The sequence below is a fragment of the Nocardiopsis sp. N85 genome (assembly GCF_028882275.1).
GTDB lineage: Bacteria > Actinomycetota > Actinomycetes > Streptosporangiales > Streptosporangiaceae > Nocardiopsis > Nocardiopsis lambiniae.
Window position 1 is genome coordinate 105,308 of the sequence record NZ_JARBUT010000012.1, and the last position, 19,743, is coordinate 125,050.

Here is a 19,743-nt window from a genome sequence, read left to right on the forward strand (position 1 = left end):
GTGACCCACGGAACACCGTTCCCGCAGTTCAGCGCTGTTCTCCAGGAGGGAGAAAAGCGGACCGGGGGTCGGTGCATTCACCCGTTCGCCGTTCCGCAATACCCTTTGTGTGAATCTGGTGATATGTTGACTCGCTGTGCGTCGAAAAGAACGCGTTGCGGAAAAGCGTCCCTTCTCGTATTCGGTGCGCGCCTGACCCCCCACCCCTTCGGTCCGACCGGTGTGGCCACCGGAACGACCAGGGGATATTCCGCAGTCGGACGTGAGACATGACTACCACCACCCCCCGGGGCGCGGGCTCCCCGCCGCTCTCATCACCCCGCTGGTCCCACCTCCCGGCGGCGCTGCTCGTCCTCTGGGGCGGAACCCTGCTGGTGTTCCCCGACGCACGGCACCCCTGGGCCCTGGGCGTCGGCGCCCTCGCCCTCCTCCTGATCCTGGTCCTCGCCCTGTTCCTGGACCGGCGCGACCGCGCGGTCCGCGTCCTGCGCGCCGAACTCGACGAACTGCACGTCAGCACCGAGTCCCTGGCCCGCGTCCACCTGCCGCGTCTGGTCGAGCGTCTGCGCGAGGGCGACTCCGCCGAGACCGCCCTGCACCGCATCCCCCTCCCCGAGGACGCCGCCCGACAGAACGTCGTGCGCGCCGTCGCCGCCGAGATCGCCACCGCCGAGCGCCGCCGTTCGGCCGCCATGGTCGCCTGCGCCACCGCCGCCGGGCGCATGCAGGCCCTCACCACCACGATGCTCGCCGACCTGCGGCGCATGCAGGAGCGGTACGGCGACGGGGACACCGACTCCGGGATCCTGGGCGACCTCATGCACCTGGACCACAGCACGGCCCAGGCCGGGCGCATCGCCGACAGCATCGCCGTCCTCACCGGGGCCCGCTCGGGCCGCCGCTGGAGCCGGGCCATCGGCGTCGAGAGCATCCTGCGCGGAGCCATGGCCCGCATCGGCGCCTACCGGCGGGTGCGCCTGCACAACGTGCCCCGTCAGGCCATCGCCGGATTCGCCGCCGAGGGCGTCATCCACGCCGTCGCCGAACTCCTCGACAACGCCGCCAAGTTCTCCCCGCCCACCTCCGAGGTCCACGTCCACGTGGAGGAGGTCCAGGCCGGCATCGCGATCATGATCGAGGACAGCGGCCTGGTCATGGGGGAGGAGGCGCTGCGCCGCGCCCGCGAGGGCGTCTCCGGTGACGCCGACATCACCACCATCTCCGGCAGCCGCCTGGGCCTGTCCGTCGTCGGCCGCATCGCCCGCCGCTACGACCTGTCGGTCTCCTTCCGCTCCTCCTCGCGCGGCGGTACCGCCGTCGTCCTGCTGCTTCCGAACAAGCTCATCAAGCCCCTGCCCGCGGCATCCGCCCCCGCCGCGCGGCCGGAACCGGCCGACTCGGAACCCGTCCGGGTCGCGGCCCCGGACAACGCCCCGGACATCGCCACCGACCCGGACACCGGCCTGCCCCAACGCCGCCGGGGGCAGACCCTGGCGGCGGCCCAGGCCACCGCGCCCCGCCCCGTCGAGGACAGCGGACCGCCCACCTCGCCCCGCGGCTTCGGGGCGTTCCGTGCGGCGGTGCGCGGTCAGGACCAGAACGGAACACCGAAGGACGCATGATGGACCTCGCACGATCGACCTGGCTGCTCGAAGGACTCCTGGAGCGCACACCGGGCACCCGGCACGCCCTCGTGCTCTCCCGTGACGGCCTCAAGTTGTGCCACACCCCGAGCCTGAAAGCCGACAGCGCCGACCATCTCGCCGCCATCGCCGCCGGGGTGCAGAGCCTGGCCCACAGCGCCTCGGTGGAGTTCGGCAACGGCGGCGGCGGTGTCCGTCAGGCCATGGCCGAGTTCTACGGCGGACTGCTGTTCATCGTCGAGGCCGGCGCCGGCGCCCACCTGGCCGTCATCACCTCCGACGAGGCCGACCCCGGACTGGTCGGCCACAACATGAACGAACTGGTCGAGCAGTTGGGCGAGCACCTGTCCACCCCGCCCCGGGCCACCACCGGAACGGTATGACCCGCTCCCACCGCCACGAGACGCCCGACCGCCTCTACGTCATCACCTCCGGGCGCAGCGACGGGGCCGACGAGTCCCTGGACGCGGTCACCCTCATCGTCGCCGAGAGCGAACCCACCCCCGACATGCAGTCCGAGCACGCCGCGATCCTGCGGACGTGCCGCGGACCCATGGCGGTGGTGGAGGTCTCCGCGCACCTCGGTCTGCCCCTGACGGTGACCCGCATCCTGCTCACCGACCTGCTGGACACCGGACGGATCACGGCGCGCCACCCCCGGACCGCCCCCTCGCCCGCCCATCCCCTCGCCTCCCCGGACGTGTTGGAGAAGGTCCTCGTTGCACTCCACAACCTCTGAACCCACCGCGGACCCGGTCCGGTCCCTGCCCTCGACCGTCGACCAGGCCCTGAAGATCGCCGTCGTCGGCGGCTTCGGGGTCGGCAAGACCACCCTGGTGCGCTCGGTCAGCGAGATCCGCCCCCTCAACACCGAGGAGACGATGACCCGGGCCGGCGACGGCATCGACGACCTGAACGGTGTGGAGGACAAGCACACCACCACCGTCGCCTTCGACTTCGGTCGCATCACCCTGGACGCCACCTCGGTCCTGTACCTGTTCGGAGCCCCCGGCCAGCAGCGCTTCTGGTTCCTGTGGGACCGCCTGTTCAGCGGGGCCCTGGGCGCGGTCGTCCTGGTCGACACCCGCCGACTGGGCGACTCCTTCTACGCGATCGACCACCTGGAGGCCCAGCGCACCCCGTTCGTCGTCGCCCACAACGACTTCGGCGAGGGCGACCACGGCCTGGAGGACATCCGCGCCGCCCTGGACCTGGACCCCGCGGTGCCCCTGCTGCGCTGCGACGCCCGCGACCGCACCTCCGCCAAGGGCGTCCTCATCGCCCTGATCGAACACGTCCGCTCCCTGGTCGCCGAGGCCGCCCGATGAGCACGGAACCCGTCGTCCTCCACGGCCCCGACATCGGCGCGGGCGGCGGTGGGTTCTACGACCGCCTGCGCTGCGAACACGGTCCCGTCATCCCGGTACTCCTGGAGGGGGACGTCCCCGCCTGGCTGGTCATCGGCTACCGCGAACTCCAGGACGTGCTCACCCGTCCGGACACGTTCGCCCGCGATTCACGCCGGTGGAACGCCTGGGACCGGGTCCCCCCGGACTGGCCCCTCATGCCCCTGGTGATGCCGATGCCCACGGTGCTCAACGCCGAGGGGGAGGAGCACCGGCGTCGCGCCGGCGCGATCGCCGAGGCCCTGGCCGCCATCGACCAGCACGAACTGCGCACCGTTACCACCCGCTTCGCCGACCGCCTCATCGACGGGTTCTGCGCCGCGGGCTCCGCCGACCTGCGCGCCGCCTACTCCTCCCGCCTGCCCGCCCTGGTCCTGGCCTGGGCGTACGGCCTGGAGGAGGAGCACGGCGACGCCCTGGCCACGGTCATGACCACCATGCTCGACGGGGGACCGGACTCCATGGCCGCCCAGGGCACCCTCCTGGCGGAGATGACCGCCCTGGTCGCCGCACGCCGTGCCGCACCCGGACCGGACGTCGTCTCCCACCTCATCGGCCATCGGGAGGAGTTCACCGACGAGGAACTGATCCCCGAACTCATCGTGCTGCTGGGCGGCGGCCACCAGCCCACGGGGGAGTGGATCGGCAACGCGCTGCGGCTGATGCTCACCGACGACCGTTTCGGCGCCTCCCTGTCCGGTTCCCGCCTCAGCGTCTCCGAAGCCCTCAACGAGGTGCTGTGGGAGGACACCCCCACCCAGATCTACGCGGGCCGGTTCGCCGCCCACGACGTGGACCTGGGCGGGCACCGCGTCCGTACCGGAGACCTGATCCTGCTCGGCCTGGCCGGGGCCAACCGCGACCCGGCCCTGCACCGCGTCCCCGGCGGACACCAGGCCAACCGCTCCCACCTGTCCTTCTCCCACGGCGATCACCGGTGCCCCCACTCGGCCAGGGAGATGGCCGAGATCATCGCGGTCACCGCCGTCGAGGTCCTCCTGGACCGCCTGCCCGATCTCGAACTGGCCGTCCCGGCCGGAGAACTGCGCTGGCGACCCTCACCGTGGATGCGCGGGGTCACCGGCCTGCCGGTCGTCTTCTCCTCCGCGCCTCCGCTCCACTCCCCTCCCCTCTGAGCCCGGGGCGCCCTCCCCGCGACCACGGCGCCCCTCACCCCCCGCACCCTCGACGAGGAGTCTGCATGCCCTGCCCCGTGCCCCACGGTTCCCCCGCCGCCGTGGTCCTGGACCCCTACGTGACCGACCTGCGCGCCGAGCGGGAGACCCTCCACGCCGCGGGTCCCCTGACCCGGGTGGAACTGCCCGGCGGGGTGAGCGCCTGGTCGGTCACCCACCACGAAGAGGCCCGCGCCCTGCTCACCGACCCCCGGCTGGTCAAGGACATCGCCCACTGGGCGGACTTCCAGGAGGGCCGGATCCCCCGCACCTGGCCGCTGCTCAGCACCATCCCGCCCACCCCCACCAACCTGCTGGGCACCGACGGCGCCGAGCACAGGCGGCTGCGGCTGCTCACCGCGAAGGCGTTCTCCGCCCGCCGCGTCGAGCGACTGCGCCCCCGCGTCGAGGAGATCACCCGCGGACTCCTCGACTCCCTGGAGTCCCGGGCCGACGCACCGCTCGACCTCAAGGCCGAGTTCGCCTTCAAGCTCCCCATGAGCGTCATCGGCGAACTGTACGGCGTGCCCGAGGACGAGCACGGCGTTCTGCGCGACCTGTACGTGAAGTTCTTCAGCTCGGTCACCGCGCCCGAGGAGTTCCTGGAGACCTACGCGACCCTGGAGCGCTACTACGACGACATGATCGCCGCCAAGCGCGCGAACCCCGGTGACGACCTCACCACCGAACTGCTCGACACGGGCGAGGACGGCGACTCCCTCAGCGACCTGGAGGTGCGCGGCACCCTCCAGGTGGTGGTGGCCGCCGGCCACGAGACCACCGTCAACCTGCTGTGCAACGCGGTGCGCGCCCTGCTCGCCCACCCCGACCAGTTCGAGTCGGTGAGGAAGGGCGAGGTCGGCTGGGACGCCGTGGTGGAGGAGACCCTGCGCTTCGACCCGCCCACCTCCAACTTCATCTTCCGGTTCGCCACCGAGGACGTCGAGGTCGGCGGGGTCGTCATCGCCAAGGGCGAGGCCCTGATGACCTCCTACGGGGCGATCGGCCTCGACCGCGCCGAGCACGGTGAGGACCCCCGCCCCGACACCTTCGACCTCACCCGCGCCCAGGGCCGCCACATGTCCTTCGGATACGGCCCGCACGTGTGCCCCGGAGCGCCGCTGGCCCGCATGGAGGGGCGGATCGCCCTCCCGATGCTCTTCGAGCGCTTCCCCGACCTGCGACTGGCCGTCCCCGACGAGGAGCTGGGCCATCACCCCTCGATCGTGGTCAACAGCCTCAAGGAACTCCCCGTTCTCCTGCGCCCCTGATCCGGCGATCGGGCCGTCCCGCCGGGGCGGCCCGCCCCGTTCGTCGTAACCGCCCCCCAGAACACGTGAGGTGCCCGGTGGACACCACGACCCCGGTCCGGCTCTACGATCCCGCCTTCAACGCCGACCCCCAAGGCTTCTACCGGAAGATGCGCGCCGCGCACGGCCCGGTCGTGCCCGTCCTCATGGACGGGGACATCCCGGCCTGGCTGGTCATCGGCTACCGCGAACTGCACCGTGTCCTGGGCGACTCCGACACGTTCGCCCGTGACCCCCGCCGCTGGAACTCCTGGGAGAAGGTGCCCCCGGACTGGCCCCTGCTGCCGGTGCTCGCCCCCCTGCCCAACCTCCTCTCCGCGGAGGGGGAGGACCACCGGCGGCGCACCCGCGCCGTCAACGACGCCATCAACGGCGCCGACCCGCACGAGCTGCGCACGCTCATCTCCCGCATCGCCGACCGCCTCATCGACGGGTTCTGCGGTGCCGGAGAGGCCGACCTGCGCTCCCGGTACTCCGAGCGCATCCCCGCCCTGGTGCTGTGCCGGATGTTCGGCCTGGACGACGCCACCGGCGACGCCGTCACCTCCGACATGAACACCGTGTTCAACGCCGGTGCCGACGCCGTCGCCGCCCACGGGCGCATCGTCGCCGTGTTCACCGGGCTCATCGCCGCCCGACGGGCCGAGCCCGGCCCCGACATCGTCTCCCGGATGATCACCCACGCCGTCGGGTACGGCGACGAGGACCTCAACGCCGAACTCATCGCGATCCTGGGCGGCGGCCACCAGACCACCGGTGAGTGGATCGGCAACGCCCTGCGGTCGATGCTCACCGACGACCGTTTCGGCGCCTCCCTGTTCGGCGCCCGCAGCAGCGCCCGCGAGGCCCTCGTGGAGGTCCTGTGGGAGGACTCGCCCTCCCAGATGAACGCGGGCCGCTTCGCCGCCCACGACGTGGAACTGGGCGGGAACCTCATCCGCGAGGGCGATCTGCTCCTGCTCGGCTACGCCGCCGCCAACAACGACCCCCGGCTGCGGGCCGAGGCACCCGAGACCGGCCACGGCGTCAACCACGCCCACCTGTCCTTCTCCCACGGAGAACACAGCTGCCCCCACGCCGCACGCGGACTCGCCGAGACGATGGCGGTCACCGCCATCGAGGTGCTCCTCGACCGGTTGCCCGACATCGAGCTCTCCGTCCCCGCCGATGAGGTCCGCTGGCGGCCCTCCCCCTGGGTCCGGGGCGTCGTCGCGCTCCCGGTCACCTTCACCCCCGCAACCCCCCAAGGAGTGCTCTGATGTCCTGCCCCCACCAGGCGGCCGACGGCGTCCCCCTCATCCACGCCGTTCCCGACGACGTCCAGGCCGACCGCGAGCGCCTGTACCGGGCGGGCCCCGTCACCCGGGTGGAGCTGCCCGGCGGCGTGCGGGCCTGGGCGACCACCCACCACGAGGCGAGCAAGGCCACGCTCAACGACCCCAGGTTCCGCAAGAGCGTCGACCACTGGGCCGACTACCAGGAGGGCCGGGTCCCCGAGGGGTGGCCGCTGCTGGGCACCATCCCCACCGACAACACCAACATGCTGGCCCTGGACGGCGCGGCCCACCGACGGCTGCGACAGCTCACGGCCGGCCCGTTCTCCGCGCGCCGGGTCGAGCGGCTGCGCCCGCGCATCGAGCGCATCACCCGCCTGGCGCTGGACGCCCTGGAGCCCAGGGCGTCCGAGACGCTGGACCTGAAGTCGGAGTTCACCTTCCGGGTGCCGATGGCCGTCATCGGCGAGCTGTACGGGGTGTCCGAGGCCGAGTACGAGAACCTGGGCGAGATGTACGCCAAGCTGTTCTCCGGCACCACGGAGGAGGGCGAGCACCTCCGGATCTACGGCACCCTGTTCCAGTACTTCGGCGAGCTGGTCGCCCGCAAGCGCGCCACCCTCGACGAACACGACGACTTCACCGCCGACCTCATCCGCGCGAGCGAGGACGGCGACGGTCTCGACGACATGGAGATCATCCTCACCCTGCTGACGGTGGTGGCGGCCGGGCACGAGACCACCGTCAACCTCCTCACCAACGTGGTGCGCGCCCTGCTCGCGCACCCCGAGCAGCTGGAGCGGCTGCGCAGGGGCGAGGTCACCTGGGAGGCGGTCGTGGAGGAGACGCTGCGCTACGACCCGCCCAACAACCTCATGATGTTCCGGTTCGCCACCGAGGACGTCGAGATCGGGGGACGGATCATCGAGAAGGGCGAGGCGCTGCTCACCCACTACGGGGCGGCCTCGCGCGACCGCGCCGAGTTCGGCGAGGACCCGGAGGTGTTCGACCCCGACCGGGAGAAGGGGCGGCACATCTCCTTCGGGTACGGCCCGCACATCTGCCCGGGGGCGCCCCTGTCGCGCCTGGAGGCGGGGATCATCCTGCCGATGCTCTTCGAGCGCTTCCCCGACCTCGGGCTCGCCGTCCCGGACGAGGAGCTCGAAGTCGCCTCGGCCCTGTCGGTCAACAGCCTCAAGGAGTTCCCGGTCGTACTGCGTCCGTGAGACGGTGGGGCCGTCCACGTGACGGCCCCACCGCTCCGTGTGAACTCCTTGCCTTCGCAAAAGCCCCTTTTTGCGACATAAGGCCATAAGCTCCCCGCGTCGTGTGTTCTCGACGAAGAGGGGCGGACATGGTCGCGACGAGGCTCCTCACCCTGCCCCTCGCCCTCCTCCTCGCCGGTTGCGGCGGCGGTGCCGAGACCATCGATCCCACCGACGGCGGCACCCGGGAACCCGGGATCACCGACGCCCCGGCCGCCCCGCCGAGCCCGGAGGGGGAGGTCGTCCCGCAGGCCCCCGAGGTCACGCCCTCGCCCACCGGGGAACCCGCGCCGCCGCCCTCCGCCCCGGCCACCGACATCACGGAGCCCGCCACCGGCGAACCCCCCGCCGAGACCGTCACGGGTTACCTGGAGGCGCTCGCCGCCACCGACGACCCGGACCGCATGCGCGAAGGCCTCCACCTGACCGTGGAGGGCTCCGCCGCCCACGAACTCCTCCTGCACACCTCCTCCATCGCCCAGGCCTGGAGCGACGGGGGCGTTGCCGCCCCGCCGACCTCGCTCAACCGCACCGACGACGGCGCCGAGCTGTGCCCGGCCCTGGGCAACGACCCCGACTGCGGCGAGTACACCGGATTCACCGGCCGCGACACGCTGGTCACCGGTCTGCACATCAACGGCTCCGACCCCGGACCGTCCCTCATCGTGGGCGAGGACGTCACCGCCGACTCCGAGGGGGTCAACGCGACCCTCATCACCGCCTACCGCTCCGTCGTCGACCACGCCCTCGTGGTGACGGCGGAGTTCGAGGCCGCCGAGGACGTCTCCCTCGACCTGGAGGGGACCGCCTACCGGGCGGAGGACGGGAGCGAGCAGCGCGTGGAGGACGCGGCGGGCCGACGCGAACTCGACGCCGAGACCGCCACGCACGCCGTCTTCCACCTGCCCGACGCCCTCCCGGGCGGAGAACTGGTCGTCGGCGGCTGCCTGGCGGAGTGCTCCGCCCTCGTCGACCTCCGACTCCCGGTCCGCTGAACCCGAGGGGTTCCCTCACCTGGCGCGCCGCACCCGACCCTCGTCCCATACCGGTTCATCGGCCTCGTAGACCCGCCCGTCCGCCCCGAACACCACGAACCGGTCGAACCCCCTGGCGAACCACCGGTCGTGCGTCACCGCCAGGATCGTCCCCTCGTAGGCGTCCAACGCCGCCTCCAACGCCTCCGCCGACACCACGTCCAGGTTGTCCGTAGGCTCGTCGAGCAGCAGCATCGTCGCCCCCGACCGCTCCAGCAACAGGATCTGGAACCGCGCCTGCTGACCACCTGACAACGTGTCGAAGGTCTGCTCCGCCGACCGGGCCAGCTCGTAGCGGTCCAGCGCCCGTCCGGCCTCGTCCCGGGGAACGCCCTTCCGGCTCCCCTCGCCCCGGTGCAGGATGTCCAGCAGCGTCCTCCCCGCGAACTCCGGGTGCTCGTGGGTCTGCGCGAACCACCCCGGCAGCACCCGAGCCCCCAACCGGGCCCGTCCCGTGTGCGGAACCGGCGCCACCTTCGCCCGCTCCTCCTCCGACAGCGGCGTCTCCTCCGGATCGGACCCGCCCCCGGCCAGCAGCCGCAGGAAGTGCGACTTGCCCGACCCGTTGGAGCCGAGCACCGCCACCCGCTCCCCGTAGTGCACCTCCAGGTCGAACGGGCGCATCAACCCCGTCAACCCCAGGCCCGCGCACACCAGGGCGCGCTTTCCGGTGCGCCCGCCGCTCAGCCGTATCCGCAGGTTCCGGTCCCGGGGCAGCTTCTCCGGCGGCCCCTCCTCCTCGAACCGGCGCAGCCGGGTCTGCGCCGACTGGTACCGCGACGCCATGTCGGAGTTGTACGCCGCCTTCTGCTTGTACATCACGACCAGCGCCCTGAGCTTGGCGTGCTCGTCGTCCCACCGCCTGCGCAGCTCGTCCAACCGCGCGAACCGCTCCCGACGCGCCTCGTGGTAGGTCCCGAACGCGCCGCCGTGCGTCCACGCCGTGTTCCCCGCCGCCCCCAACTCCAGGGTGACCATTCGGTCGGGCACCCGGCTCAGCAACTCCCGGTCGTGGGAGACCAGCAGCACCGTCTTGGGGGTGGCCAGGATCGCCTCCTCCAACCAGCGCTTGCCGGGCACGTCCAGATAGTTGTCGGGCTCGTCGAGCAGCAGCAACGGCGCCGGTCCCCGCAGCAGGGCCTCCAGCACCAACCGTTTCTGCTCACCGCCCGACAGGGTGCGCACCTCGCGCCACCGGCACCGCTCGTAGGGGACACCCAGCGCCGCCGTGCAGCACCGGTCCCACACCACCTCGGCCTCGTACCCGCCGGCGTCCCCGTACCGGGCGATCGCATCCGCGTAGCGCATCTGCGTCTTCTCGCCGTCGTCGACCATCATCGCGGCCTCGGCCGCCTCCAGGTCGGAGTGCGCCGCGCGCACCGGCGCCGGTGACACCGACACCAGCAGTTCGTGCACCGTGGTCCCATCGCGCACGTGCCCGACGAACTGGTCCATCACCGCCAGATCGCCGTCCAGGGTGACCGCGCCGGACCGCGGGCGCACCTCACCGCGCACGATCCGCAGCAGGGTGCTCTTGCCCGACCCGTTCGCGCCGATCAGGGCGGTGGTGGAACCCTCACCGACCCGGAAGGAGACCTCGTCCAGCAGCACCCTCCCGTCGGGCAGGGTGTGACCGATCCGGTTGACGTCGATGTGGCCCACGGCCGTGACCCCTCCGGGGATCGGCGACAGGGCCCGGCGCCCGTCCCCGGTCCGGCCGCACCCCGGCAGGCTGTCACGCGCCCGAACCCACGGGCAACCGGTTTTCCACCCCCGTACACCTCCGAAACCCCAGGTCACACCCACCGCGAGAGCCCTTGTCCACAGGTTCCCCCGCTCCGGGACGGAACGCCGTCACACGCTGCGATAATGGCCAATGCCCGGCGGCCGGGCGGGGGCGATTCCGACCGCACGGGGCGACCGCCGTCGCGCGGTCGCGACGACGTACGGGAACACGGGAACGGGGAACCACGGGTGGCCGAGCGCAGCGCTCTCGACCTGGACGCGCTCACGATCAGCGACCGCTTCCAGCTGTTCAACTTCACCCGGCGCGACGACCACGTGACCTACCTGTGGATCCTGCGCGCCCTGGACCGGCTGCGCGAGGTCCACCGGGTGCAGGCCGGTGCCGAGGACCTCGCCGCCACCCTGCGCGAACTCGCCGCCGCCCACGACGGGGTGCCCTCCCCGGACACCGCCGACCTGCGCAACCGCCTCGACGAGCTGTACGCCGACCGGGTCGTGCACCGCTTCGACGACGCCTCCCGCGCCGGCAACCTCGCCCGCTACCGCAACCGCCAGTCCGTCTACCAGTTCAGCGAACTCGGCTACCGGGCCTACCGGGCGGTCGAGGGCGTCCTCAACGCCCGCAGCGAGGACGTCAACCTGTCCCGCCTGGTCTTCTCCGACGTCCTGGAGGACCTGCGCGCACTGGCCGACGCCAACCTCACCGGCCGCGCCGAACAGGTCTACCGTCGGCTGTCCCGCCTGGACTCGGTGATGGAGGACATGGGCCGCCGCTCCGCCCAGTTCCACGTCACCCTGGGTGAGATCCTGCGCTCCACCGACGCGTCCCCGGACACGTTCCTCAAGTACAAGAACGCCCTGCTCGTCCACATGACCGAGTTCATGGCCGAACTCGATCGCTACCAGCCCCGCCTGGAGCGGGCGGTGCGCGAGGTGGAGGACACCGGCCTGACCACGCTGCTGGCCCGTGCCGCCGACACCGACGAACGCCTGTTCATGGACCGAGACGAGCGACTCGACGACTGGCGGCGGCGTTGGGCGGCACTGCGCGCCTGGTTCACCACCGAGGGCGGCGCGCCCACCCGCGCCGCCGAACTGCACACCGCCACCCGCTCGGCGACCTCGGGGGTCATCGCGCTGCTGCGCCAGCTCACCGAGGCCAGACGCGGCGGCGTCAACCGCGCCACCCAGCTCCGCCACCTGGCGCAATGGGTGTTCGACACCCCCGACGACGGGGCCGCGCACGCCCTCATGGGCGCCGCGTTCAACGTCCGCTCCGCCCGCCACCTGGGCGTCGCCCACGAGGACGACGAGCAGATCTCCCCGAACACCACCTGGTGGGACGCCCCCGGCGTGGAGGTGTCGGTGACACTGTTCCGCAGCGGCAAGGCGCCCACCGCGGGGGTGCCCAAGCCGGTGCGCCGCAACCCCGGCGCCCGCGCCGAACTGCGCCGCCGCCAGGCCGCCGACCGCGCCGCCGACCGGCAGGCCGCCGCCCGGCTGGCCGAGGAGGGCGCCCACGACCGGGTCCTGGACGAGGTCGACACCCGTGTGCTGCTGCGCCTGATCACCCGCGCCCTCGAATCGCGCGCCGTCGTGGCCGGCCGGCTGTCGTCGGCCACCGGCACCGACGAGGGCACCCTGGTGCGCCTGGTCCCCAGCGACACCGGCAGCACCGTCCGTACCACCCGAGGCCTGCTCCACCTGCCCGGCATGCGTCTGGAACTCGCCCCCCGCGCCCGCCTCCGAGGAGCCGCCCGATGAGCCCCGCGCACCGCTCCGCCTCCGCGCATGGACGCGACCCCCGGCCGGTGCGCGGGTGTCCCACGGCCGTCCGGCCGATGCGTGGGCGTTCCACCGCCGCCCGAGGGGTGTGCGGACGTTCCACCGCCGCCCGTTTCCCGGCCTCCGCCGGACGGCGCCGATCCTCGGTGGCCCTCCGCCCGATCCGTGTCCCCGAGGAGGGGCGATGAGCCGACGACACCGTCCCGCGCACCGGATCGACCCCGCCGACCTGGGCTCCTACCAGCAGGCGATGCGCCGGGTCCTCACCTGCGACCTCATCACCCGCTCCCGCCCCCGGCCCGGTGTGCTCTCCCACGTCCTGCGCTGGGCCGACGAACTCTCCGACGACCTGCGCGAGCTGTTCGGCCACACCCTCATCGCCACCACCGAACACGTCCGCCTGGTTCGCGAACCCGACGTCCTCGACCCCACCCAGCGCCAGGTCTTCGCCCGCGCCGGCCGTCCCTTCGACCGACGCCGCCTGGCCTACCTGTGCCTGCTGCTCGCCTCCTTCCAGCGCTCCCAGGTCGAGGTGAGCCTGGCCGACCTCATCCGCCACTTCGCCCCCTCCGCCAACGCCATCGAGGGCCTGGGCTACGACCCCACCGACGGCACCCACAAGGCCGCCCTCGTCGACGTGTGCTCCTGGCTCGTCGACCACGGCGCCCTGCACGTCTCCGACGGCTCCCTGGAGGCGTGGGCCGGCGGCCACGGCCAGGCCGACGCCCTCTTCGACATCGACCACGAGATCTGCGAGGTGCTGTTCCGCCCCTCGCGCCCCGTCCAGCACGTCACCGGTGTCGCCGGCCTGCTCGCCCACCACCCCGACGAGCCCACCCGCGAACAGACCGCCCGCCGCGCCCGCCGACTCCTCGTCGAACACCCCGTCGTCCACTACGCCGACGTCACCCCCGACGTCGCCGACGCCCTGCGGGTCCCCGGCGTCGCCGAGGAGGTCGCCCACCTCACCGGACTGGCCGTCGAACGCCGATCCGAGGGCGTCCTGCTCGCCGACTCCGGCGGCCTGTTCACCGACCGCCCCTTCCCCGGTCGCGGCAGCGCCGTCAACCGCACCGCGGGGCTCCTGCTGGCCAAGATCGCCGACCGCATGGAGACCGCGCGGGCGGCCCTCACGCACCTGCCCCTGACCGCCGCCCCGACCGCCCACGCCGACCTCATCGCCCGCGTCGACTCCGCGCTGCCCCGCGAGGGTGTGGTCGAGGCCCTGGCCTGGACCGCCCCCGCCACTACCGCCGCGACCCCCGAACCGGCCACGGCCCCGCTCATCGAACAGGGTCGCCTGGAGGCGATGGTCGACGACCTGTTCGCCGAGTTCGGCGCCGCCTCCTTCACCGCCGCCTGGCAGCGCGACCCCCGCGGCCTGCTCGACGCCGCCCTCGAACTGCTCACCGACCTGTCCCTGCTGCGCCCCGTCCCCGGCGGCGTCCTCGTTCTGCCCGCCGCCCTGCGCTACCGCAACATCCAGGGCGCGCTCCCACAGCGTCCCGACACCGGCATGCTGCCCCTGGGCCTCGAACCGGAAGGAACCTGATGTCCCACGACCGCTTCAAGCCCACCCGGGCCGGGGTGATCAACGTCTGGGACTACCTCGACGAGGAGTTCACCTTCGCCGACGGACGCCTGGTCCTGCGCGGCCACAACGGTTCCGGCAAGACCAAGGCCCTGGAGGTGCTGTTCCCGTTCGTCCTGGACGGTCACACCGACCCGCGCCGCCTGGACCCCTTCAGCGGCCAGAACCGCACCATGAAGTCCAACCTCCTCTACCGGGGGCAGGACGCCGAGTACGGGTTCGTGTGGATGGAGTTCGCCCGCCCCGGAGAGGGCCCCCGCCCCGAGACCGTCACCCTCATCATCGGCCTGCGCGCCCAACAGCACCGCGACGGCGTCGCCACCTCCTTCTTCGTCACCGACAAGCGCCTGGGCGTCGACTTCGGCCTGCTGGCGACCGACAACCGCCCCCTCACCGAACGCCAGCTCAAGGCCGCCCTGGGCGAAGGCTCCCACCACACCTCCGCCGCCGACTACCGGGCCGCCGTCGACGCCCGCCTGTTCGGTCTCGGCGACCGCTACGTCCAACTCCTCGACCTGCTCCTGGCCCTGCGCCGCCCCCTGCTCGCCAAGGACCTGGACCCCGAGAAGGTCTCCGACACCCTCACCGCCGGGCTCAGCCCCATCGACGAGGAACTCATCGACCAGGCCGCCCGCGACTTCGCCAACCTCTCCGCGGTCCAGCGCCGCTTCGACGACGCCACCACCGCCCACACCGCCGTCGAGGCCTTCACCACCTCCTACACCGCCTACCTCACCGCCCACGCCCGCCACCGGTCGGCCGGCATCGCCACCGCCCTGAACCGCGCCGAGGAGCACGTCACCACCCTCGCCGGGCACACCGGCGCGCTGACCACCGCCACCGCCGAGACCGAACACCTCACCGCCGAGGTCCGTCGCGTCGAGGAGGAGGTGAACGGCCTGGAGGCGGTGCGCAAGGGCCTGGAGGAGAGCGAGGCCCTGCGCGACGCCCGCGCCCTGGAGATCGAACTGCGGCACAACGACCGCATCGGCCGCGACCTCACCGAGGAGGCGCGCCGACTCCAGCGCCAGAGCGAGGAGATCGACCACCTGACCGCCGAGGCCCGAGGCGTCGGCCTGCACATCGACCGCCAACGAGCCGCCATCGCCGACCTGGTCGCCGAGGTCCGGGAGAGCGCGGACCGGGCCGGCGTCACGGTCGACGGCGAGGGCCCCGCCGACACCGACCTCACCACCGCCCGAGCCCGCGCCGCCGCCCGCGAGGCCGACGTCCACGAGATCCGCGCGCACCTGACCGAACTGCACCGCGTCGAGACCGAACGCGCCCGCGCCGACGCCGACGCCGCCCGCGCCGGGACCGACCTCGCCGACGCCGAGGCGGAATGCGCCCGTGCCGAGGCCGGGCTCGCCGACGTCCGCGCCCAGGTCACCGACGCCCTGCGCGCCTGGGCCCACCGCTGGACCGACGGCCCCGACGGTGTCTGCGCCCCCGCCGACGCCGACACCCTCATCGGGGTCCTGGACACCTGCGGCGAGCCCGGCGCACCCACTCTTCCCGAGGTGTTCACCGAGATCACCGACCCGGCGCGCACCGAGGCGATCCGCCACGAACACCGTCTCACCGCCGACCACGAGGCCCTGACCGCCGACCTCGCCGCCGTGCGCGCCGAACACGCCGAGATCGCCGCGGAACGCGATGACGCGCCACCCGCCGACCGTGCCCGCACGGCCTCCCGCGAGGGCCGCCCCGGCGCTCCGCTGTGGCGCCTGGTCCGCTTCGCCGATCACCTCGACCCCGCGCACGCCGCCGCCGTCGAGGGAGCCCTGGACGCCGCCGGACTGCTCACCGCCTGGGTCCACCCCGACCCCGACCTCACCCATGCCGCCCTCGCCGACGGCACCTCCGACGCCTACCTGCTCCCCGCCCCGGCCGGGCACGCCCCGCGGACCCTCGCCGACGTCCTCCTCGCCGAGGAACAGGACCACGTCCCCACCCGGACCATCGACGCCCTGCTCGCCTCCATCGCCCTCCTCGATCCCGCCGACGCCCCCACCGCCGGCACCCCCCACGTCACCCTCGACGCCCGCTTCGGCCACGGCGTCCTGGTCGGCGCGGGCCCCAAGGCCGCCCCCGAGTTCATCGGCGCCACCAACCGGGCCGCGCGCCGCCGCGAGCGCCTCACCGCACTCGACGCCCGCGTCGAGGCGCTCACCGCCGACCTCGCCGACCTCGGGCGCCGCCTCGACCGGGCCGCCGACCGGGTCAAGGTGTTCGCCATCGCCCGGGGCGACCTCCCCGAGGTCACCCCCGTCGCCCGCGCCGTCAAGACCGTCGAACACCACGCCACCCTCGTCGCGGGCGCCCGCACCGCACGCGCACAGGCCCGCCTGCGCCTGGACTCGGCCACCGCCGACGTCGACGCCCACCGCACGCGCCTGCGCGCGGTCGCCGCCGAACGCTCCATGCCCACCGCCCCCGCCGACGTGGACGCCGTGGCCGCCGCCCTCGACGTGTTCCGGGCCGCCCACCGCACCCTGCACGAGACCCGGGCCGACATCGCCCGCACCGAACACGACCTCACCGAGCGCACCTCCACCATCGGGCGTCTCACCGAGGAACACCGGAGCGGCACCCGGGCCCACGAGGAGCGCACCGCCGAACACGCCGAGACCCTTCTGCGCCTCCAGACCCGCAGGGACGGTATCGACGCCTCCGCCCAGGAGATCATCGACCGGCTGCGCCGCACCGAGGACGACCTCGTGCACGGCCGCTCCGTCCTGACCGACCTGCGCGAGCGGGCCGCCGCCGCCCGGGACGGCGTCGTCCGAGCCGAGACCGGCATCGAGAGCGGTCGCTCCTCGCTCCTGCTCGCACTGGAGTCGGTGCTCGATCACTGCGCCGGGCTGACCCCCCTCACCCGACCGGGGCCGCGCGTCCTCCTGGGCATCGACGGCGACCACGCCTGGCCGGCCCCGACCCTGTGGCCCGACGCCCAGGAGGCCGCCGACCGGATCACCGCCGCCGTCACCGGCGGGGGCGACCCCAACGGGACGCTGCGCGCCGTCCTGCCCCCGGGGGTCCCCGCGACACTGGACGCCTTCGCCGAGAGCGTCGGCACCGCCCCCGTCACCGACACCGCCCTCAAGTCCGCGGCCACCCGCATGTCCGAGGCGCTGCGCGTGTTCACCGACACCCTCGCCACCACCGTCGACGGCTACCGGGTCGACCACGAGGCCGACCCGGGCGGGATCATCACCGTCCACGTCGGGGACGAGACCGGACGCAACCCGCTGCCCGCCTTCGCCCGCACCATCGCCGAACGCGTCGAGGAACAGGACGCCCTGCTCCGCAGGGAGGAGCGCGGCGTCCTGGAGGACGAACTCCTCTCCGCCATCGCCCAGCAGATCCACGAACGCGTCCGCACCGCCCGCGACCTGGTCCGCAGCATGGACGCCGACACCCGGTCGCGCCCCATGACCTCCGGTACCCGGATCGGCATCCGGTGGACCCGCGCCGACCACCTCACCGACCGCCGCCGCGCCGTCGCCGACCTCCTGCGCCGCGACTCCGTCGGCCTGGGCCAGGGCGGCCTGACCGAACTGCGCGGCCTCCTGCGCGAACTGATCCGCGAGTACCACGCCGCCCACCCGCGCGCCACCTACAAGCAGGTCCTGGCCGCCGTCCTCGACTACCGCGAGTGGTACCGGTTCGAACTGCGCAAGGCCGTCCCCGGCCAGGACGAGGCCCGCCTCACCAAGGCCAAGCACGAGGAGATGTCCGGCGGTGAGAAGTCCGCCGCCATCCACCTGCCCCTGTTCGCCGCCGCCAACGCCCTGTACTCCTCGGCCCGCGCCACCTGCCCGCGCCTCATCGCCCTGGACGAGGCGTTCGCCGGGATCGACGACCGCTACAAGCCCGAACTGATGGGCCTCACCGTCACCTTCGACCTCGACGTGTTCATGACCGGGCACGACCTGTGGGTGCACTACGACAGCGTCCCCATGGCCGCCCACTACGACATGCACCACGACAAGGCCTCCCACACCGTCTCCGCCATGTTCATGCTGTGGGACGGCGCCCAGGTCATCGACGCCGACGCCGGGTTCTCCGGCAACGACGCCCTGTCCTCCCACCTGCTCGGCATCACCCCGAGCCGGTTCGTCCCCCTGGCCACCGAGGGCACGCTGCCCGTGGCGGTCGACGACGCCCCCGAGGCCCTCGACCCCGTCTGATCCGAAGGACCCCCATGTCGCCCCACCCCCTGGGCCGTCCCGACCACCCCCTGGGCCGTCCCGATTACGCCCGCCTCCTGGAGTCGGCCCGGCGCACCCTGGAACGACGCAACGCCGAACTCGGAGGCAGGGCCACGGTCCCCGCTCCCACCGACGCCGAGTGCGCCGCCGTCAGCGGCCTCCTCGGCAGCGATCACCTCCCCGGCGCCAAGAGCATCGTCGTGTCACTGGACCGCCTGGACACGAGCGTGCGCCGTGCCACCGGGCAGGGGCTCATCGAGATCCTGGAGACCGTCGGCCCACCCCTGCGCCGCCCCCGCGACGAGGAGGGGGAGCGGCGACGGCTCCGCGAGCAGATCCTCGCCCCCGCCCGCGACAGCCCCCTCAACGCCGCCGACTGGTACCGGACCTGGCTGGAGCGGATCTCCGGCGACGGCACGGTCACCAAACTCGCGAACCGGGGCGATACCGATCGGCTGCGCCGGGCCGTGCGGATCCTGGAGGTCGTCGACGCCCGCACCGACACCGCGCCACCGCTGCCCCTGCCGTCCCTGGCGGCCACGGCCACCGGCGACACCAAGGCCCTGGAACACCGCACCCCGCTGGCCACCCTCGTCCTGAGCGCTCTCGTCGAGCGCACCGGCCTGCCCCGGGCCGACACGGCCGAGGCGACCCGCGCCCTGTGGGAGGCCCACGGTGTCATCGGCGACGACCTCGCCAGCCGTGTCCTGGTCCTGGGCCTGCCCGCCGAGGGAGCCGGACTGGGGGAGTGGCTCACCGACGCCGCCGCCCGGGGCGTCCCCTTCCAGGTCACCCTCCACCAGCTCGTCACCCTGCCGATCACGGTGACCGCCCCGGTCGTGTCCGTCTGTGAGAACCCCGCGGTCCTGCGTCGCGCCGCCGACGGGCTCGGCGCCGCCTGCGCCCCGCTGCTGTGCACCGAGGGCTGGCCCTCGGCGGCCTTCCACCGCCTGGCCGCCGCCATCCGCGCCGGCGGGGGCCGGCTGCGCTACCACGGCGACTTCGACGCCGCCGGAATCGCGATGGCCCGGTACGCGATCGACCGCCACGGCGCCTCCCCGTGGCGCATGTCGGCCGCCGACTACACCGCCCACGTCGACGACGTGTTCCCCGCACTCACCGGCGCCGGGCCCACCCCCTGGGATCCGGCGCTCGCCCAGGCGATGACCCGACACGGACGCGCCGTCCACGAGGAGTCCGTCGACGACGATCTCCTACGGGACCTGGTCCGGGATCCGGCACCGGCTTTGCCCGCGCCGGAGGATGCGATGTGACCCCACCGGGCATGAGTTCCTGAGCG

General features: G+C 73.2%; 14 protein-coding genes. 13 read left to right on the forward strand and 1 reads right to left on the reverse strand.

From position 1 onward, the window contains the following. Window positions 1-269: 269 nt before the first annotated feature. From PWG71_RS17905 to PWG71_RS17945, 9 genes are all read left to right on the forward strand, one after another. Window positions 270-1,622, forward strand: a complete 1,353-nt coding sequence (locus PWG71_RS17905; protein WP_274810933.1) for an ATP-binding protein — start codon at window positions 270-272, stop codon at window positions 1,620-1,622. Next, window positions 1,622-2,026 carry a roadblock/LC7 domain-containing protein gene (locus PWG71_RS17910; RefSeq protein WP_274811056.1) on the forward strand — a complete coding sequence of 135 codons (405 nt, stop codon included), beginning with the start codon at window positions 1,622-1,624 and terminating at the stop codon, window positions 2,024-2,026. Before PWG71_RS17905 ends, PWG71_RS17910 begins: the two co-directional genes overlap by 1 nt. Then, window positions 2,023-2,382 (forward strand): DUF742 domain-containing protein, encoded by a 360-nt coding sequence (locus PWG71_RS17915; protein ID WP_274810934.1) that lies wholly within the window; start codon window positions 2,023-2,025, stop codon window positions 2,380-2,382. The genes PWG71_RS17910 and PWG71_RS17915 overlap by 4 nt, the downstream gene beginning before the upstream one ends. Then, on the forward strand, window positions 2,363-2,971 hold the full coding sequence (locus tag PWG71_RS17920) for a GTP-binding protein (protein WP_274810935.1): 609 nt from the start codon (window positions 2,363-2,365) through the stop codon (window positions 2,969-2,971). The genes PWG71_RS17915 and PWG71_RS17920 overlap by 20 nt, the downstream gene beginning before the upstream one ends. After that, the gene (locus PWG71_RS17925) at window positions 2,968-4,185 is read left to right on the forward strand and encodes a cytochrome P450 (RefSeq protein WP_274810936.1); all 1,218 of its coding nucleotides are present in this window, start codon (window positions 2,968-2,970) and stop codon (window positions 4,183-4,185) included. The genes PWG71_RS17920 and PWG71_RS17925 overlap by 4 nt, the downstream gene beginning before the upstream one ends. Window positions 4,186-4,250: 65 nt before the next feature. After that, the gene (locus PWG71_RS17930) at window positions 4,251-5,495 is read left to right on the forward strand and encodes a cytochrome P450 family protein (RefSeq protein WP_274810937.1); all 1,245 of its coding nucleotides are present in this window, start codon (window positions 4,251-4,253) and stop codon (window positions 5,493-5,495) included. A 77-nt stretch (window positions 5,496-5,572) separates the two neighbouring features. Further along, window positions 5,573-6,793, forward strand: coding sequence for a cytochrome P450 (locus PWG71_RS17935; protein WP_274810939.1), 1,221 nt, complete (start codon window positions 5,573-5,575; stop codon window positions 6,791-6,793). Beyond that, window positions 6,793-8,034, forward strand: coding sequence for a cytochrome P450 family protein (locus PWG71_RS17940; protein WP_274810941.1), 1,242 nt, complete (start codon window positions 6,793-6,795; stop codon window positions 8,032-8,034). Before PWG71_RS17935 ends, PWG71_RS17940 begins: the two co-directional genes overlap by 1 nt. A gap of 128 nt (window positions 8,035-8,162) precedes the next feature. Next, window positions 8,163-9,068 carry a hypothetical protein gene (locus tag PWG71_RS17945; RefSeq protein WP_274810942.1) on the forward strand — a complete coding sequence of 302 codons (906 nt, stop codon included), beginning with the start codon at window positions 8,163-8,165 and terminating at the stop codon, window positions 9,066-9,068. A gap of 15 nt (window positions 9,069-9,083) precedes the next feature. Here PWG71_RS17945 and PWG71_RS17950 read toward each other — a convergent pair whose 3' ends face one another. Then, window positions 9,084-10,769: an ATP-binding cassette domain-containing protein gene (locus PWG71_RS17950; RefSeq protein WP_274810943.1), complete on the reverse strand. Its 1,686-nt coding sequence runs from the start codon at window positions 10,767-10,769 to the stop codon at window positions 9,084-9,086. Between the two features lie 312 nt (window positions 10,770-11,081). On the opposite strand from PWG71_RS17950, the gene PWG71_RS17955 reads away from it, so the two are divergent. The 4 genes from PWG71_RS17955 (at window position 11,082) to PWG71_RS17970 (ending at window position 19,717) form a co-directional block, all read left to right on the forward strand. After that, window positions 11,082-12,617 carry a TIGR02677 family protein gene (locus PWG71_RS17955; protein ID WP_274810944.1) on the forward strand — a complete coding sequence of 512 codons (1,536 nt, stop codon included), beginning with the start codon at window positions 11,082-11,084 and terminating at the stop codon, window positions 12,615-12,617. A gap of 205 nt (window positions 12,618-12,822) precedes the next feature. Continuing rightward, the gene (locus tag PWG71_RS17960; RefSeq protein WP_274810946.1) at window positions 12,823-14,190 is read left to right on the forward strand and encodes a DUF2398 family protein; all 1,368 of its coding nucleotides are present in this window, start codon (window positions 12,823-12,825) and stop codon (window positions 14,188-14,190) included. Continuing rightward, on the forward strand, window positions 14,190-18,422 hold the full coding sequence (locus PWG71_RS17965; protein WP_274810947.1) for a TIGR02680 family protein: 4,233 nt from the start codon (window positions 14,190-14,192) through the stop codon (window positions 18,420-18,422). The genes PWG71_RS17960 and PWG71_RS17965 overlap by 1 nt, the downstream gene beginning before the upstream one ends. Before the next feature lie 14 nt (window positions 18,423-18,436). Then, window positions 18,437-19,717: a TIGR02679 family protein gene (locus tag PWG71_RS17970; RefSeq protein ID WP_274810948.1), complete on the forward strand. Its 1,281-nt coding sequence runs from the start codon at window positions 18,437-18,439 to the stop codon at window positions 19,715-19,717. The last annotated feature ends 26 nt before the right edge of the window (window positions 19,718-19,743 follow it).